The organism is Sphaerotilus sp. (assembly GCF_034519685.1).
Lineage (GTDB): Bacteria > Pseudomonadota > Gammaproteobacteria > Burkholderiales > Burkholderiaceae_C > Sphaerotilus.
Window position 1 is genome coordinate 561,052 of the sequence record NZ_JAXHOF010000003.1, and the last position, 14,845, is coordinate 575,896.

Annotated in this window: 13 protein-coding genes; 1 reads left to right on the top strand and 12 read right to left on the bottom strand. The window is 69.7% G+C overall.

Going from position 1 to position 14,845, the window contains the following annotated elements:
- Window positions 1-292 precede the first annotated feature (292 nt).
- The 9 genes from U5O44_RS06140 to merT form a co-directional block, all read right to left on the bottom strand.
- The gene (locus U5O44_RS06140) at window positions 293-802 is read right to left on the bottom strand and encodes a c-type cytochrome (RefSeq protein WP_322587577.1); all 510 of its coding nucleotides are present in this window, start codon (window positions 800-802) and stop codon (window positions 293-295) included.
- Window positions 799-3,984 carry an efflux RND transporter permease subunit gene (locus tag U5O44_RS06145; protein ID WP_322587578.1) on the bottom strand — a complete coding sequence of 1,062 codons (3,186 nt, stop codon included), beginning with the start codon at window positions 3,982-3,984 and terminating at the stop codon, window positions 799-801. The genes U5O44_RS06140 and U5O44_RS06145 overlap by 4 nt, the downstream gene beginning before the upstream one ends.
- Complete coding sequence (locus U5O44_RS06150; RefSeq protein ID WP_322587579.1) at window positions 3,981-5,588, bottom strand: efflux RND transporter periplasmic adaptor subunit; 1,608 nt, start codon at window positions 5,586-5,588, stop codon at window positions 3,981-3,983. The genes U5O44_RS06145 and U5O44_RS06150 overlap by 4 nt, the downstream gene beginning before the upstream one ends.
- Complete coding sequence (locus U5O44_RS06155) at window positions 5,585-6,907, bottom strand: TolC family protein (protein WP_322587580.1); 1,323 nt, start codon at window positions 6,905-6,907, stop codon at window positions 5,585-5,587. Before U5O44_RS06155 ends, U5O44_RS06150 begins: the two co-directional genes overlap by 4 nt.
- Before the next feature lie 170 nt (window positions 6,908-7,077).
- On the bottom strand, window positions 7,078-7,434 hold the full coding sequence (locus tag U5O44_RS06160) for a hypothetical protein (RefSeq protein ID WP_322587581.1): 357 nt from the start codon (window positions 7,432-7,434) through the stop codon (window positions 7,078-7,080).
- Window positions 7,435-7,550: 116 nt separating this feature from the next.
- Window positions 7,551-9,236, bottom strand: a complete 1,686-nt coding sequence (gene merA, locus U5O44_RS06165; protein ID WP_322587582.1) for a mercury(II) reductase — start codon at window positions 9,234-9,236, stop codon at window positions 7,551-7,553.
- 35 nt (window positions 9,237-9,271) lie between these two features.
- Window positions 9,272-9,679: an organomercurial transporter MerC gene (gene merC, locus U5O44_RS06170; RefSeq protein WP_322587583.1), complete on the bottom strand. Its 408-nt coding sequence runs from the start codon at window positions 9,677-9,679 to the stop codon at window positions 9,272-9,274.
- 28 nt (window positions 9,680-9,707) lie between these two features.
- The gene (gene merP, locus U5O44_RS06175) at window positions 9,708-9,983 is read right to left on the bottom strand and encodes a mercury resistance system periplasmic binding protein MerP (RefSeq protein ID WP_322587584.1); all 276 of its coding nucleotides are present in this window, start codon (window positions 9,981-9,983) and stop codon (window positions 9,708-9,710) included.
- Between the two features lie 13 nt (window positions 9,984-9,996).
- Window positions 9,997-10,347: a mercuric ion transporter MerT gene (gene merT, locus U5O44_RS06180; protein ID WP_322587585.1), complete on the bottom strand. Its 351-nt coding sequence runs from the start codon at window positions 10,345-10,347 to the stop codon at window positions 9,997-9,999.
- A gap of 72 nt (window positions 10,348-10,419) precedes the next feature.
- Here merT and merR point away from each other — a divergent pair, with 72 nt between their 5' ends.
- The gene (gene merR / locus U5O44_RS06185; RefSeq protein WP_322587586.1) at window positions 10,420-10,839 is read left to right on the top strand and encodes an Hg(II)-responsive transcriptional regulator; all 420 of its coding nucleotides are present in this window, start codon (window positions 10,420-10,422) and stop codon (window positions 10,837-10,839) included.
- On the opposite strand, the gene U5O44_RS06190 is transcribed toward merR, so the two are convergent.
- The 3 genes from U5O44_RS06190 to U5O44_RS06200 form a co-directional block, all read right to left on the bottom strand.
- A complete protein-coding gene (locus tag U5O44_RS06190; RefSeq protein WP_322587587.1) occupies window positions 10,820-12,124 on the bottom strand; it encodes a metallophosphoesterase family protein in 1,305 nt (434 codons plus the stop codon). The two genes, merR and U5O44_RS06190, sit on opposite strands and share 20 nt — an antisense overlap.
- Window positions 12,121-13,404: a recombination directionality factor gene (locus U5O44_RS06195; RefSeq protein WP_322587588.1), complete on the bottom strand. Its 1,284-nt coding sequence runs from the start codon at window positions 13,402-13,404 to the stop codon at window positions 12,121-12,123. Before U5O44_RS06195 ends, U5O44_RS06190 begins: the two co-directional genes overlap by 4 nt.
- Before the next feature lie 268 nt (window positions 13,405-13,672).
- Window positions 13,673-14,821 (bottom strand): ATP-binding protein, encoded by a 1,149-nt coding sequence (locus U5O44_RS06200; RefSeq protein ID WP_322587589.1) that lies wholly within the window; start codon window positions 14,819-14,821, stop codon window positions 13,673-13,675.
- Between the last annotated feature and the right edge of the window lie 24 nt (window positions 14,822-14,845).

Here is a 14,845-nt window from a genome sequence, read left to right on the forward strand (position 1 = left end):
CGCCCGGGCAGGTGGGCCGGCCAGTCCGTCCCTCGAAGGCCTACCGACACCAGCGCGAAGCTCGAGCAGGCGATCAGCACGTCGCCCGCCGTGCAATGGAGGATGGCCCAGGCGATGCGCAGCCGGTCGGGCTCGTGCCACAAGGTGTACAGCGGCAGCTGCGCGACTTCCCAGCCGAGATGAAACGGCAGCGACAGGCCCGCCCCGACGAGCAAGGCCGCGGCGACACGCCGAACGGTGGGTGGGTCACGGTGCACGGGAAGCTGGAATCTGCGCTTCGACATGGCTCGCCTCAAGGCACCTGCGGCGCCTGCTCGTTGAACTTGTCGTGCCGTGCCCGGACGTCGTCCGGCCACCGGGATTTGATCCACGACAGCGCCGCGACGATCTCGTCGTCGCTGAGCACACCCTCGAACGCCGGCATCGCCGTCGCATAGTTCTCGAGGTTCGCCGCCTTGGCGACGCCGAACTTGGTGATGCGGAACAACAACTCGTCGCGATGGTGCCAGGTGTGCCCGCTGGCATCGTGCGGCGGCGCGGGCAGCAGGCCGTCGGGTCCGCGCGCACGCCAGTTCGGCTGGCCCTGCAGCTGCGCGCCGTGACAAGCCGCGCAACGTGCCTGGTAGACCTCGCGGCCGAGCGCAACCGTGCGGGCGTCGGTCGGACGCAGGGCGTGGGAGCCTGGCGGCTGCAAGGCGAGCTTGCCGAAGAGCACCCAGGCCAGGCCGGCGACCGCCAGCAGGCCGGTGAAGGCAAAGACCAGGCGGCGCTTCGTGGTCGGGACGCCATGGCGCGCGTTCATTGCGGCGCCCCCGTCACCGTCGCGAGGGCGGGGCTGGATGCGCTCGCGGAGGCCGCGCGCGCCGCGCGCCGCCGCCGCATCAGCCGGTACGCCGCCGGGATCACGAACATCGACAGCAGCGGCGCGCTGAGCATGCCGCCGACCATCGGTGCGGCGATGCGCTGCATCACCTCGCTGCCCGTGCCCGCGCCCCAGAACAGCGGCAGCAGTCCGGCAATGATCACGGCCACCGTCATCGCCTTCGGGCGCACGCGCAACACGGCCCCTTCGCGGATCGCGTCGAGCAGGTCGGCGTCGCCGTCGAGACCGGCATCGAGCCGGCTGCCCCAGGCCTGCTTCAGGTACAGCAGCATGATCACGCCGAACTCGGCGGCCACGCCGGCCAGTGCGATGAAGCCCACCGCGCTGGCCACCGACAGGTTGTGCCCCAGCAACCACAGCAGCCACACGCCGCCCACCAGCGCGAAGGGCAAGGTGGCCATGATCAACAAAGCCTCGTCGAAGCGCCGGAACGTGAGGTACAGCAGCACGAAGATGATCAGCAGCGTGAAGGGCACGACCAGCTTCATCTTGGCGGTGGCGCGCTCGAGAAACTCGAACTGGCCCGACCAGCTCACCGAGTAGCCCGGCGGCAGCTTCACCTGCTCGGCCACCGCGCGCTGCATGTCGAGCACGGTGCCGCGCAGGTCGCGGCCGCGGATGTCGACATAGACGAAGCCCGCCAGGCGCGCGTTCTCGCTGCGCAGCATCGGCGGGCCGTCGCTGATGCGCAGATCGGCCACGTCGCCGAGCACCAGGCGCTGGCCGCGTGGCGTGACGATGGGCAGCGCACGCAGCTTGGTCATCGAATCGCGCAGCTCGCGCGGGTAGCGCAGGTTGATCGGATAGCGCTGCAACCCCTCGACGGTCTCGCCGATGTTCATGCCGCCCACCGCGCCGGCCACCACCTCCTGCACGTCGGCGATGTTCAGGCCGTAGCGGGCGGCGGCGTCGCGGCGGATGTCGATGTCGATGTAGCGTCCGCCCGTCAGGCGCTCGGCCAAGGCGCTGGTCACGCCCGGCACATGTTTCACCGCCCGTTCGACCTGGCCGGTCAGACGGTCGATGGCGGCGAGGTCAGGCCCCGCCACCTTCACGCCCACCGGGCTCTTGATGCCGGTGGCCAGCATGTCGATGCGGTTGCGGATCGGCGGCACCCAGATGTTCGCGAGGCCCGGCACGCGCACGATGCGGTCCAACTCCTCGACCAGACGGTCCGGCGTCATGCCGGGCCGCCACTGTTCGCGCGGCTTGAACTGGATCGTGGTTTCGAACATCTCCAGCGGCGCGGGGTCGGTGGCGCTCTCGGCACGGCCGGCCTTGCCGTAGACGCTGCGCACCTCGGGCAGGGTCTTGATCAGGCGGTCGGTCTGCTGCAGCAGCTCCGTCGCCTTGCCGGCCGACAGGCCGGGCAGCGCGGTGGGCATGTACAGCAGGTCGCCCTCGTCCAGCGGCGGCATGAACTCGCTGCCCAGGTGCTGCAGCGGCCAGAGGCTCGCGACGAGCAGCAGCAAGGCCGCCGCGAGCGTCAGCTTCGGGACCTTCAGCACCGCGTCGAGCAGCGGGCGGTACAGCGCGATCAGCGCGCGGTTCAGCGGGTTGGCGGTCTCGCTCGGGATGCGGCCGCGGATCAAGTAGCCCATCAGCACCGGAACCAAGGTGACCGCCAGCGCCGCCGCGGCCGCCATCGCGTAGGTCTTGGTGAAGGCCAGCGGCGCGAACAGCCGTCCCTCCTGCGCCTCCAGCGTGAAGACCGGCACGAAGCTGAGCGTGATGATCAGCAGCGAGAAGAACAGCGCCGGGCCCACCTCGACCGCTGCGTCGCCGACCACGCGCCAGCGTGCCTCGCCTTCGAGCACGTGGCCGGGATGATCGTGCACCCAGCGTTCGAGATGCTTGTGGGCGTTCTCGATCATCACGATGGCCGCGTCGACCATCGCGCCGATGGCGATCGCGATGCCGCCCAGCGACATCACGTTGGCGTTGATGCCCTGCTGCTGCATCACGATGAAGGCCGCCAGCACGCCCAGCGGCAGCGAGACGATGGCCACCAGCGCGCTGCGCAGGTGGAACAGGAACACCAGGCACACCAGCGCGACGACGATGAACTCCTCCAGGAGCTTGCCGGTGAGGTTTTCGACCGCACGCTCGATCAGGTTCGAGCGGTCGTACACGGGGACGATCTCGACGCCTTCGGGCAGGCCGCGCTGCAGCTCGGCCAGCTTGTCCTTCACGGCCGCGATGGTCTGCAGCGCGTTCTTGCCCGAGCGCATCACGATCACGCCGCCGACGGCCTCGCCCTCGCCGTCGAGTTCACCGATGCCACGGCGCATCTCCGGGCCCATCTGCACACGCGCCACGTCGCCCAGCCGCACCGACACCCCGGCATCGGTGGTCATCAGCGGGATGGCGCGGAAGTCGTCCAGCGTCTTCAGGTAGCCGCTGGCGCGCACCGCGTACTCGGCCTCGCCGATCTCGACCACCGAGCCTCCCGCTTCCTGGTTGGCACGTGCGACCGCGTTGCTGACCATCATCTGCGAGATGCGGTAGGCGGCGAGCTTGTCCGGGTCGAGCACGATCTGGTACTGCTTGACCATGCCGCCCACGCTGGCGACCTCGGCCACGTCGGGCACGGTCTTCAGCTCGAAGCGCAGGAACCAGTCCTGCAGCGCGCGCAGTTGCGCCACGTCGTTGCGGCCACTCCTGTCCACCAGCGCGTACTGGTAGATCCAGCCGACGCCAGTCGCGTCCGGCCCGATCGACGACTTCGCCGCGGCCGGCAGGCGCGACTGCACCTGATTCAGGTACTCGAGCACCCGCGAGCGCGCCCAGTACAGGTCCACGCCGTCGTCGAAGATCACGTAGACGAAGCTGTCGCCGAACATCGAGAAGCCGCGCACCGCCTTCGTGCCCGGCACCGACAACATCGTGGTCGTCAGCGGATAGGTGACCTGGTTCTCGACGATCTGCGGCGCCTGTCCTGGCCAGCTGGTGCGGATGATCACCTGCGTGTCCGACAGATCGGGCAGTGCATCCAGCGGCGTGCGCAGCAGCGAAACCACTCCCCAGGCGGTGATCATCAGGCTGGCCAGCAGCACCAGAAAGCGGTTGGCGATGCTCCAGCGGATCAGGTGCGCGATCATTTGGCAGCTCCAGGTGAGGGCGCCGGCGCGACGCGCTGGATGGCGGTGATCTGCGGCATGTCGCCGTCCTGCATCCGGAACTCAACCTGCACCTGGTCTCCCGGCGCCAGATCGCGCGGGCGCTGCGCGCGCAGCGGCAGGCGGAAGTCCATCACCATCGGCGGCCATTTCAGGGAGGCGATCGGCGGGTGATCCAGCGTGACCGTGTCGCCATCGATCGCCTTGATGCGCGCGCCGGTTCGGTGCGCGGGCGCAGCGGCCGCCTCGGGCTGCTGGTTGAGCTTGGCTTCCAGGCCGCGCAGGCTGGCTTCCGAGTCGATCAGGAACTGCCCTGACAGCACAACGCGCTGGCCAGTCGTGAGCCCCGCGGCGATCTCGGTCTGCCCTCCCGACTCGAGCCCGGTCCTGACCTCGACCGGGCGGAAGCCGCCGCCGCTCTCGGCCAGCATGACGACGCTGCGCCGCCCGGTGTGGATCACCGCGTCGGTTGGCACGAGCAGCGTCTTCTCGCGCTCGGGCCGGGCGAAGCGCATCTGCACGAACATGCCGGGCACCAGGCGCGCGCCGGGGTTGGCGAGCTCCAGGCGTGCCTTCAGCGTGCGGGTGCTGGCTTCCACTTCGGGCAGCAGTGCCTGCACGCGGCCCTCGAAGGTCTGGCCGGGTGCAGCCGGGCTGGTGGCGCTCACGCGCACGCCGGGCTTGAGCAAGGCGGCCTGGCTCTCGGGCACTTGGCCCTCGGCCCAGACCGTGCCGGTGCCCTGCAACCGCATGAGCGGCATACCCGGCATCACGGTGGCGCCTTCGCGCACCATCAGCTCGCTGACCACGCCGCCGACCGGCGCAGTAAGCGTCACGCGCGCCAGCACGCGGCCCTCATGCACCACACGTTCGATCAGCGCCTCGTCCATGCCGGCCTGGCGCATGCGTGCGCGGGCCGCGTCGCGCAGCGCGTCCACACCCGGGCCGGTCATGCGCGCCACGGCCAGGTACTCCTCCTGTGCCGCCACCCAGTCGGGGATGTGCAGTTCCACCAGCGGCGCGCCAGCGGCCACGCGGTCCAGCGTTGCGCGCACGTGCAACTTCTCGACGAAGCCCATCGCGCGGGCCGAGACGATCTCCTGCAGCCGCTCGTTCCAAGTCACGCTTCCGACGGCGCCGACCTCGCTGGCCAGCGCGCCTTCGACCACCGGCGCGGTGCGCAGGCCGAGGTTTTGCTGGATGCGCGAGCTCACCGTGACGCCGGAGGCGTCCTCGCCGCCAGCGGACCCCGCATAGCGCGGCACCAGCATCATGTCCATGAACGGCGACTTGCCCGGGGCGTCGAAGTTCTTGCCCGGCACCATCGGGTCGTGATAGTTCTGGATGCGCAGCCCGGTGACGGGGTCGACGTCGCCGGCCTTGAGACCGGCGCGGATGTGCCGGCGCGTCGCATCCTCACCCTGCGGGATGCTCCACTGCGACGGGTCGGCCGGCGCGACCGCCGCGGCCTGCGGGGTCGCAGCCATGCCCATCCCCTGCTGCATGCCCAGCCACCAGGCCAAGGCGCCGACGCTGGCGGTGACGGCCAGTGCGGCCGCGCCGAGGATCTTGGTCTTGCGGTTCATCGTGTCACCCCTTGCGTGTGGCCGGCACTGGCCGGCGCGGCAGCGTTCGGGATCGGTTGGCTGTCCGGTTCGGGGACCAGGAACTCGAGCCGCGCCCACAGGCGCGCGGTCTCGAGTTCCACGTCGATGCGCTCCATGCGCAGCGCCAGCGCCGTGCGGCGCGCTTCAAGCACCGAGGCGAGCGCCGCGCTGCCGCCGCGGTAGGCGCCCAGCGCGGCGTCGATGCGCTGCTGCGCCAGCGGCCCGCGCTCGCGGTCGATCAGCGCCAGCCGTGCCAGGCCGGAGCGCCACGCGTCGAGCCAGCCTTCGGTCTGGGCGAGGTGCTCGCGCGACAGTTCCTCGCGCTCGGCGCGCAACGCCTCGGCTTGCGCGAGCCGGGCGGCGAGCTCGCGATCCTGGCGCTGCGGCCGGTCCCAGGGCAGCGGCAGCGAGACCGCGAACGACACCATGTTCGAATAGCGCGATCCGCGCTGGCTGAACATCAGCTCGGCGCTCCAGTCCGGCTCGCGCTCGGCGCGGGCGACGGCAGCCTCCGCCGTCGCCGTGGCCTCGCGTGCAGAGAGCTGCACCAGGGCGGGGTGGTGTTCCAGGCGATCCGCCACGGGATGGGCGACGAAGGCGTGGCGCTCGAGCGCCGGTGCCTCGGCCAGCGGCTGCTCGTCCGGGCCCCCGGTCCAGCGCGCCAGCATGCGGCGCGTGTTGGCTAGCTCGGCCCGGGCGGCCAGCAGGGCCTGCTCGAGTTGCGCCAGCGCGTCGCGTGCTGCGATCACGTCGGCGTTGCCGCCGCGCCCGCCGCGCAGTGCGGCCTCGGCGGCCTCGGCCTGCAGCCGCGCCTCGTCACGCTGGGCGTGCAGCAGCGCCAGGCGCTGCTCGGCCGCGCGGCGTTCGAACCAAGCGGTGGCGACCTCGCGCTGCACTGCGGCGACACGCACTCGGCGTTCGGCCTGTGCCGCCTCAGCCTCGCGCACGAACCGTTCGGCGCGCGAGCGGCGCTTGTCCTCGCGCGTGAACATCTGCATCAACGCGACCGATCGCATCGTCATGAAGTCGCGCGTGGTGCTGAAACGGTCGGGGCCGTCGATCGGCAGGTTGTCGAGCGAAAGGCGCAGCACCGGGTCAGGGCGCTGCGCAGCGGCGACCGCCATCTCGCGCGCGGCCCGCGCGGTGGCGTCGGCGGCGGCGGGTGATGCAGCGCGATCGACGGCGGCCCGCACCGCGTCGCGGACCGACAGCGGCGCGGCGAGCCCCGCTGATGTTTGCGGCTGCGCGCCTGCCGTGATAGCCAACAACGCCGCCGCGAGCAGGGCGCGCGGCGACAACGGGCGGCTGTAGAGCGGGCGCAGGCACGCCCGCGCACGAGGGGAATGAGGCATGAACCGAACTCCGGAGCACACGTTGCGGCGAACGAGCGCCGGCAACGCGAAAGGCTTGATTGACCTGGCGCTGAAGGCGGCAGGTCACGAGCGCGCCAAAGGCGCGCAAACGCGGGTCAGTTCCCCGCCGGAGGTCGCCAGGGCGTGGCGGTCGGCGCCGAGTGGGTCGAGGTGGGGCTTGCCTCCGGCCCGGTGGACGCAGCGGCAGCGACGGCAGTGCTCGGCATGGACACCGGCGAAATGGCCGGCGGCGCGTTGCAGTCGGTGCCCGACTTGCACAAGTGGCCGGTCGCGGCGTAAGTCTGCAGGTCGTTGCAGCAGTCGGCCAGATCGGTCGGGTCCAGATCGCCTGCAGTCAGCATGGTCTGCATCGCCGCTTCCATCGGGCAAGGCTGCTTCTCCAGCGCGCGCACGGCCTCACCCTGAAGGGCAAGGCCAAGGCACACCAGGATGAAGAGGATGCGACGGATCACAGTCGCAGTTTATCCAAGTCGGGGACGCCCGCCAGACCACCGCGGCCGAGGCCACCGTGACCCAAGCAACGGCGGGAGCCTGCGCGGCGGGGCCGTCGCCACCGATGGCACACGCTTCATCCGGCGCAGCAGGACAGCTGCGAGACGTCTTTGGTGAAGGTCTGCGCGCACAGCTTGAGCCCTTCGACCGTGGTCAGGTACGGGAACAGCTGATCGGCCAGATCGTGCACCGTCATGCGCGCGCGCATCGCGATCGCGGCGCTCTGGATCACCTCGCCCGCCTCGGGCGCGACGGCCTGCACGCCCAGCAGCCGCCCGCTGCCGGCTTCGGCCACCAGCTTGATGAAGCCGCGGGTGTCGAAGTTGGCCAGCGCGCGCGGCACGTTGTCCAGGGTCAGCGTGCGCGTGTCGGTCTCGATGCCCTTGGCGCGAGCCTGGCTTTCAGTCAGCCCGACGGTGGCCACCTGGGGGTCGGTGAAGACCACGGCCGGCATCGCGCTCAGGTCGAGCGTGGCATCCTCGCCGGTCATGTTCAGCGCCGCGCGCGTTCCCGCGGCCGCGGCCACGTAGACGAACTGCGGCTGGTCGGTGCAGTCGCCGGCGGCGTAGATGTGCGCGGCACTGGTGCGCATCGCCGCATCGATCACGATGGCGCCCTGCGTGCTGACGGTCACGCCCGCCGCGTCGAGTCCGAGGCCGCTTGTGCCGGGCGTGCGGCCGGTGGCCACGAGCACCCTGTCGGCTCGCAGTTCGCCGTGATCGGTCGCGAGCACGAACTCGCCGTCGATGCAGTTCACCTGGCTGGCCTGCGTGTGTTCGAGCACTTCGATGCCTTCGGCACGGAATGCCGCCGTGATGGCCTCGCCGATCGCCGGATCGTCGCGGAAGAACAGCGTGTGGCGCGCGAGCACGGTCACCTGGCTGCCCAGCCGCGCAAAGGCCTGCGCAAGCTCCAGCGCCACCACGGACGACCCGATGACCACCAGACGCGGCGGGATCATGTCGCTGGCCAGTGCTTCGGTGGAGGTCCAGAACGGTGTGTCCTTCAGACCGGGGATAGTCGGAATCGAAGGCTGCGCCCCGGTGGCAATCAGGCAGCGGTCGAAGGCCAGTTCGCGCTCGCCACCGTCGTTGAGTTTTACGGCAAGATGGCGGCTGTCCTTGAAGCGCGCCTCGCCGTGCAGCACGGTGATCGCCGGTGTGCTTTCGAGGATGCCCTCGTACTTCGCATGCCGCAGTTCGTCGACACGGCCCTGCTGCTGCGCGAGCAGGCGACCACGGTCGATGGCAGGCGCGCTCGCGGCGATCCCGCCGTCGAAGGGGCTCTCGCGCCGCAGGTGCGCCACGTGCGCCGCGCGGATCATGATCTTCGACGGCACGCAGCCCACGTTGACGCAGGTGCCGCCGATCGTGCCGCGCTCGATGAGCGTCACGCGCGCGCCGCGCTCGGCGGCTTTCAGCGCCGCGGCCATCGCGGCGCCGCCGCTGCCGATGACGGCGATGTGCATCGCTTCGCCGCCGCCAGCTGCCTTCTGGCCGCCGCCGAGCCAGCTGCGCGCCTTGTCGAGCAGGCCGTCGCGCGGCCGATCGGGCGCAGCGTCTGCGGGACGCGCCCGGTAGCCCAGCGCGGTCACCGCCGCCACGAGCGCCGTCATGGGCGTTTCGGGGGCGAGCGTGAGCTTTGCCGTGCCCTTGGGGTAGGACACCCGCGCGGAGTACACGCCGGGGACTTTTTCCAAGGCCTGGCGGACATGCGTCGCACACGAGTCGCAAGTCATGCCGCCGATCACGAGTTCGGTCATGGGGTCGCCTTCAACAGAGAGCTTGTGCAGAGGCTTCAGGCCTGCTTGGCCGGCACCGCACAGCCGTCCGGGCCGCAATGCCGATTCGCCGGCGCGACGAAGTCCCACACCGACACCGCGACCATCGTCGCGAGGCCCGCATAGAGCAGCTTCTCGGCCACCGTGAAGCTGGCGACCAGCACGATGGCCGGCCCGACCATGCCGAGCACGCTGCGATGCCACTGGCGATGGCTGAACCAGCCCAGCGCATTGGCCAACAGCGCAAGCCCTGCGAACAGCGGCAGCAGCACGGTGACGAACAAGGCCTCGAACTGGCTCAGGAAGCCGAGCCCGAGGGCTGCGCCCAGGCTGGCCAGGGCCGGGAAGCAGGCTCCGCAGCCCATCGCCGAGACGATGCTTCCCAGCGAGCCGGCCTTGTCGGCAATGCGCGTCATGACGTTCATGGTGTGGTCCCTCGTTCGCTGCAACGGTTCAGCGCTTGACGCTGGACGGGTAGCCCGCGTTCTCGGTGGCCTGGGTCAGCTTCTGCACGCTGGCCTTGGCATCGTCGAAGGTCACGACGGCCTGGCGCTTCTCGTAGCTCACGTCGACCTTGCTCACGCCGGCGACCTTCGAGATCGCCGTTTTCACGGTGATCGGACAGGCCGCGCAGGTCATGCCGGGCACGTCGAGCGTGACGGTCTGGGGCGACGCTTGCACGGTGGCGGCGCCGACCGTGAGGATGGCGGTCAGGAACAGCTTCTTCATGGGGAACTCCTGGTCAATAGAACAACGGAAGAACATAGGGAAAGGCGAGCGCGATCAGCACCAGCGCGCCGACGATCCAGAAGACGGCCTTGTAGGTGGACCGTACCTGGGGAATGGCGCACACCTCGCCCGGCTTGCATTCCTGTGCCGGCCGATAGATGAGTCGCCACGCGAAGAACATCGCGACGAGCGCGGCGCCGATGAAGAACGGGCGATAGGGCTCCAGCGCCGTGAGGTTGCCGATCCAGGCGCCGCTGAAGCCCAGCGTCACCAGCACCAGCGGCCCCAGGCAGCAGGTAGATGCCAGGATCGCGGCCAGTCCGCCGGTGAAGAGGGCACCGCGCCCGGTTTGTGTTTCGGTCATTCGTTTTTCCTCGGCAAATCTGGAGACCATGGCGTAAGCTTATTGCCGTACTCATGTACGGAGTCAAGCGGCATGGAGAGCGATCAGAACGGACTGATGAACGGCATCACCATCGGGGGCGTCGCCAAGGCGGCCGGGGTCAACGTGGAGACGGTGCGCTTCTACCAGCGCCGGGCTCTCCTGCCCGAGCCGGACAGGCCTTATGGCCGCATTCGGCGCTATGGGACCGAGGACGTCGCGCGCGTGAAGTTCGTGAAGGCCGCGCAGCGCCTGGGCTTCAGCCTCGACGAGGTGGCAGGCCTGCTGACGCTCGATGACGGCACGCACTGCGACGAAGCGCGCCAGCTTGCCGAGATCAAGCTGGCGGACGTGCGCAAGAAGCTGAAGGATCTGCGGCGCATCGAGTCGGTGCTGGCCTCCCTCGTGCGCGACTGCTGCACAAGCCGTGGCACCGTGTCGTGCCCGTTGATCGCTACCTTGCAGAAGCAGTGAATCGCTCGGCGATTCGGTTCGTTGTTGACACGGCGAAATCGACATGCGGCTGATCAACACCGTCGCGCTGCAGCACACCCTCGGCAATCGCCTCCGGCGATTGGCTGCGCATGCTGGCCAGACAGGCGATCAGGGGTTCTGCCCGCACGTCCGCGACCTCCGCCCATCGGCTCACCTTGTCAGCAAGCTCACGCAGTTGGGAGATGCCCGCCGCCCGTGTGCGCACCACCGGCACGATGCGCCCCTCCAGCTTCACCTCTGCGGCTTCCGCCAACGCCGCCTGCAGCGCGGCGCGGTCCACAGCCGATTGATCTTCCTCGGCCACCGTCCACCGCACCCGCACGCTGGCACCGGCCAGTCCCTGCGCGCGCACCGCATCGCGCAACGCATTCACGTCAGGCCGGCCCTCGAACACGATGTCCACGGTGCGCCGCGCCGGCGTCTGCACCAGGTGGCAGCGCGCCGAGTTGGCTTCCACCTCCCACAGCAGAAACCCCTTCGCACCCTCCTCGCCGAAGTGGAACCGCCCGATCGAGCCGGGGTAGGCGATGCACTGGCGGCCCACAGCGCTTTCGCGCGTCCACGCCTGGTGCTTGTGGATGTGGCCGAGCATGAAAGCCTGGGCCTCGGCATCGAATAGCGCACCACTGGTGAACTCGTGGTCGAAGCCAGCCATAGGCACGCCGTGCTCGCTGAGGCTTCCGAACACCGTGCCGTGGGATACGCCAATGGTTGGCGCGCCGCCTGCACGCGCTGATCGATGCATGGGCGCAAAGCCCCGCAGCAAGGCGGTCAGTTGCTCGCCGACCTCTGCCGCCGCCGCTACGCCGCCCACGACCGCCGCAACCGTCGCCTTGTTGACCGTGGGTATGCAGGAGAACAAGGCTGCCGTTCGATCCGGCAAGGCGTCGAAACACCAGCCTGCCGACGGCAGCCACTGCCCTTGCGTGCTCAACGCCACCTGCTCGATGCGCTCGGCGACGTAGATCGCATGCCGGGCACCCAGCAGCCGGAAAGCACCCAATGTCCCCGGCGGCTCGTGCGAGAAGGTGCCCTGCAGCATCAGCACCGGGCAGTGGTCGGCCAGCCTGCGCACCTGCGCCAGCAGCCGCAGCGCCGCCGGCGCGTGCAGGTCCAGCGCGTGATCGGTGCTGTCGCCGGAGATCACGGCCACTTCGACGCCCGCGCCGATGGCGTGGTCGATGGCTGCGCCGAAGCACCTGTCCGCCTCGGCCAGCGTCTTGTGCCCATAGTGCAGATCGGAGAAGTGCGCCACGCGGATCATGCCGCGCTCCCGTCGGCCAATGCCAGCTCGCTCTCGATCTTGTCGCGGTAGCCCTCGGGATCGTGGCGGTAACGCTCGGCCATCTCGTTCCAGGCCTGGCGGCGGCCGTGCCGGTTGAGCTTCCAGCCCGCGCCCCAGCGCCGGGCGGCATACGCCTGGTAGCGCACGGGATCGATGCCGCGGGCCTCGGCCTGGGCGAGCAGTTGCTGGAGCGATGGCGCGCCATCGTCGGGCGCGGGCTCAGGCCCCGGCAGCCCGCCAGTTGCAGGCGCCGAAGCGGCGACCGACCCGGGCGCTTCACCGCCCAGCAGCTGCGTCGCCAATTGGGCCTGCCGGAGCGCAGCGTCTTCGTCCTCGCGCTCCCGGAGCAAGGCCGTCACGTCCACCGGCGCTTCGAGTTCGATGATCCATTGCGGCATGCGCACCGGCTTGCCCTGTTCGTCGATGTGCGCCACCTCCATCAGCTTCTTGGTCAGGAAGAACGTCGCATGCTGCCGATCCAGGAAGCCCGAGATGCGCCCACCGCGAAGGAAGCTCACGGTCTCGAACTTCTGGATCGCGCCGTTCATTGCGTAGAAGCTGTTGGTGTGCAGTTCGAAGGCGCTGATCGAGCGGATGCCCGGGATGAAGAACAGGAAGCGCCCGCTGAGATTGCACTGTCGGTGCTGGTATTCGGGGCAGCGCTCGGGCTCGCACAGGCCGCCGTTGGTCTCGCGTGCCATGGTCTTGCGTCCGCCGAAGATGCGGATCGTGCGCCGGCCGGTATCGTCCATGGGAACCGGCGCGTGGGTCATGCAGTGGCGCACACGGCCATCGGGCGAGTATTCGGACCAGTAGCGCTTCTCGTGCGTGCTCCATGCGGCGAGTTCGTGCGGCATCACGGTCTGCCAGCGGTCGGACGGGAACACCACCGGAAAGCGGTACAGCCGGCGCCCCTCGCCACGATCCTCGGCGTAGGCGTCGAGAATCTGCCGGGCGATGGCCGGGTTCGGAAAGTCCTGCGGCCGCACGGTGAACCAGGCCACGTTGCGCGGTGCGAGCGGGTTCTTCAGTTGCGGCAGCGCCTCGGTGATGGCGTGCTCGATCTGATCGAAGGACTGACCGGCGGCCACGCCCTGCTCGTAGAGCGATTGGGCTCGCGGCTGCGCGGCGGCCTTGGCGGTGAGCACCTTGATACCGGCGCGGATCTTGCCGCCGATGGGGATGCGTGCGTGCGCCTGGCCGAGCACCGTGGGCGGGCCGGCGCTGGCGCTGTCGTTGATGATGGTGGGAACAGGCATGGAGTCGCTCCGTTGGAGAGGTCCATCCATGCTCCACCAGGCTTTTCCCCGTGCAACCCCGAGGCCCCGACACCAGACGCCGGCCAACGCGCACGCACGGCGCGATTCCTGACCGCTCAAATCCCGCGGGCCTGGCGTGCACCACCTGGATGGCGCGGCGCCACCGGATCAGGTACCGGCCTCGTTGCAGGCGGCAGCCTGACGCTCACTGACGCCGTGCCCACGTGGGAAGCTGCGCCACCTCGGTGGCCCCCGGTCGCTTCGAGCCTCAGGGCACGTCCGCCAGCAACCCCCGCTGCTCCATCAGCTCGGCGAGCACGGCCTCCTCGATCGCGTACACACCGCGTGCGGCCCGCCACACCAGCGCCTTCTCCTGCAGCGCAAGGAGCGCCTGCTGCACTGCCGGAACATCCGCCCTCGCCTCGCCCGCGGGGTTGGCCGCCTGCAGCACGGCTTGATAGGCCTGCAAGGTGGCACCCTCAAACGGCGCGTAGTCGGCACCGCGGCGTGCCAGCACCTTCAGCACCGCCGCCTGCAGCGGTGTCAGGCTGTGCACGACACGAAGCAGTTCATCGTTGCTGGCATCGATTTGTTCCTGCACCGCCGCCGCGAAACGCCCCGGCACATCCTGAGGTGCCAGGCCGAACTCGAAGCGCAATGCGTCGGCCGCGGCACCCAGCAGTTCGGGCCGGAAGGCCGCGTGCGTGAACAGTTCCTGCACCACCATCGGATCCAGCGGCGCAGCCAGGCCCACGCGCTCGCAGAACCAGGCCACGTAGTCCGGCCCCAGCGGCGGGAAGTTGACCAGCGGTGCACCGTAGAAAGCCTGGTCGCGGCTGTTGCGCAGCATCGCGAGCTTGTCGCGGTTGGAGCCGGTGGCGACCACGCGCAGGCCCCTGTGGCGGCTGCTGTTGAGCTCGTCGCGCGCGGCCTTGAGGGCGAACAAGGCGTCGTTGCCACGCTCGCTGGTGATGGCGTGCTGCGCTTCGTCGACGATCAACACGATGACCTGATTCGTCTCGTCCGACAGTGCGGCAAGTGCCGCCGACAGCGACACCCCCTCGCCCAGCCCGACGCGGTCGAGCGAGAACGCCACGCCACCGACGGTCACCTTTTCCATGCCGGCGGAGCGGGCCAGGCGCTTGACCACGCCGTCGTGTCGCGACAACTCGGCCCGAACCGCATGCACGATCACATCGCCGGGGTCGGCGCGCCGGTCTTCCCACAGGTCGACGTAGACCACCAGCGCGCCTTGCTTCTCAAGTTGCGGCCGCAGGTCTTCGCGCAGGAAGGTGGATTTGCCGGTGCGCCTGGGTGCCGCCAGGAACAGGCCCGATCCCGACGCCGAGGTCGGCGCCACGAAAAGCACCTTGTTGGCCAGGTCGGCGGCGAGCGCTTCGCGATGGAACACGTCCATGACCGCTCCTCGGCAAGTGTTGAA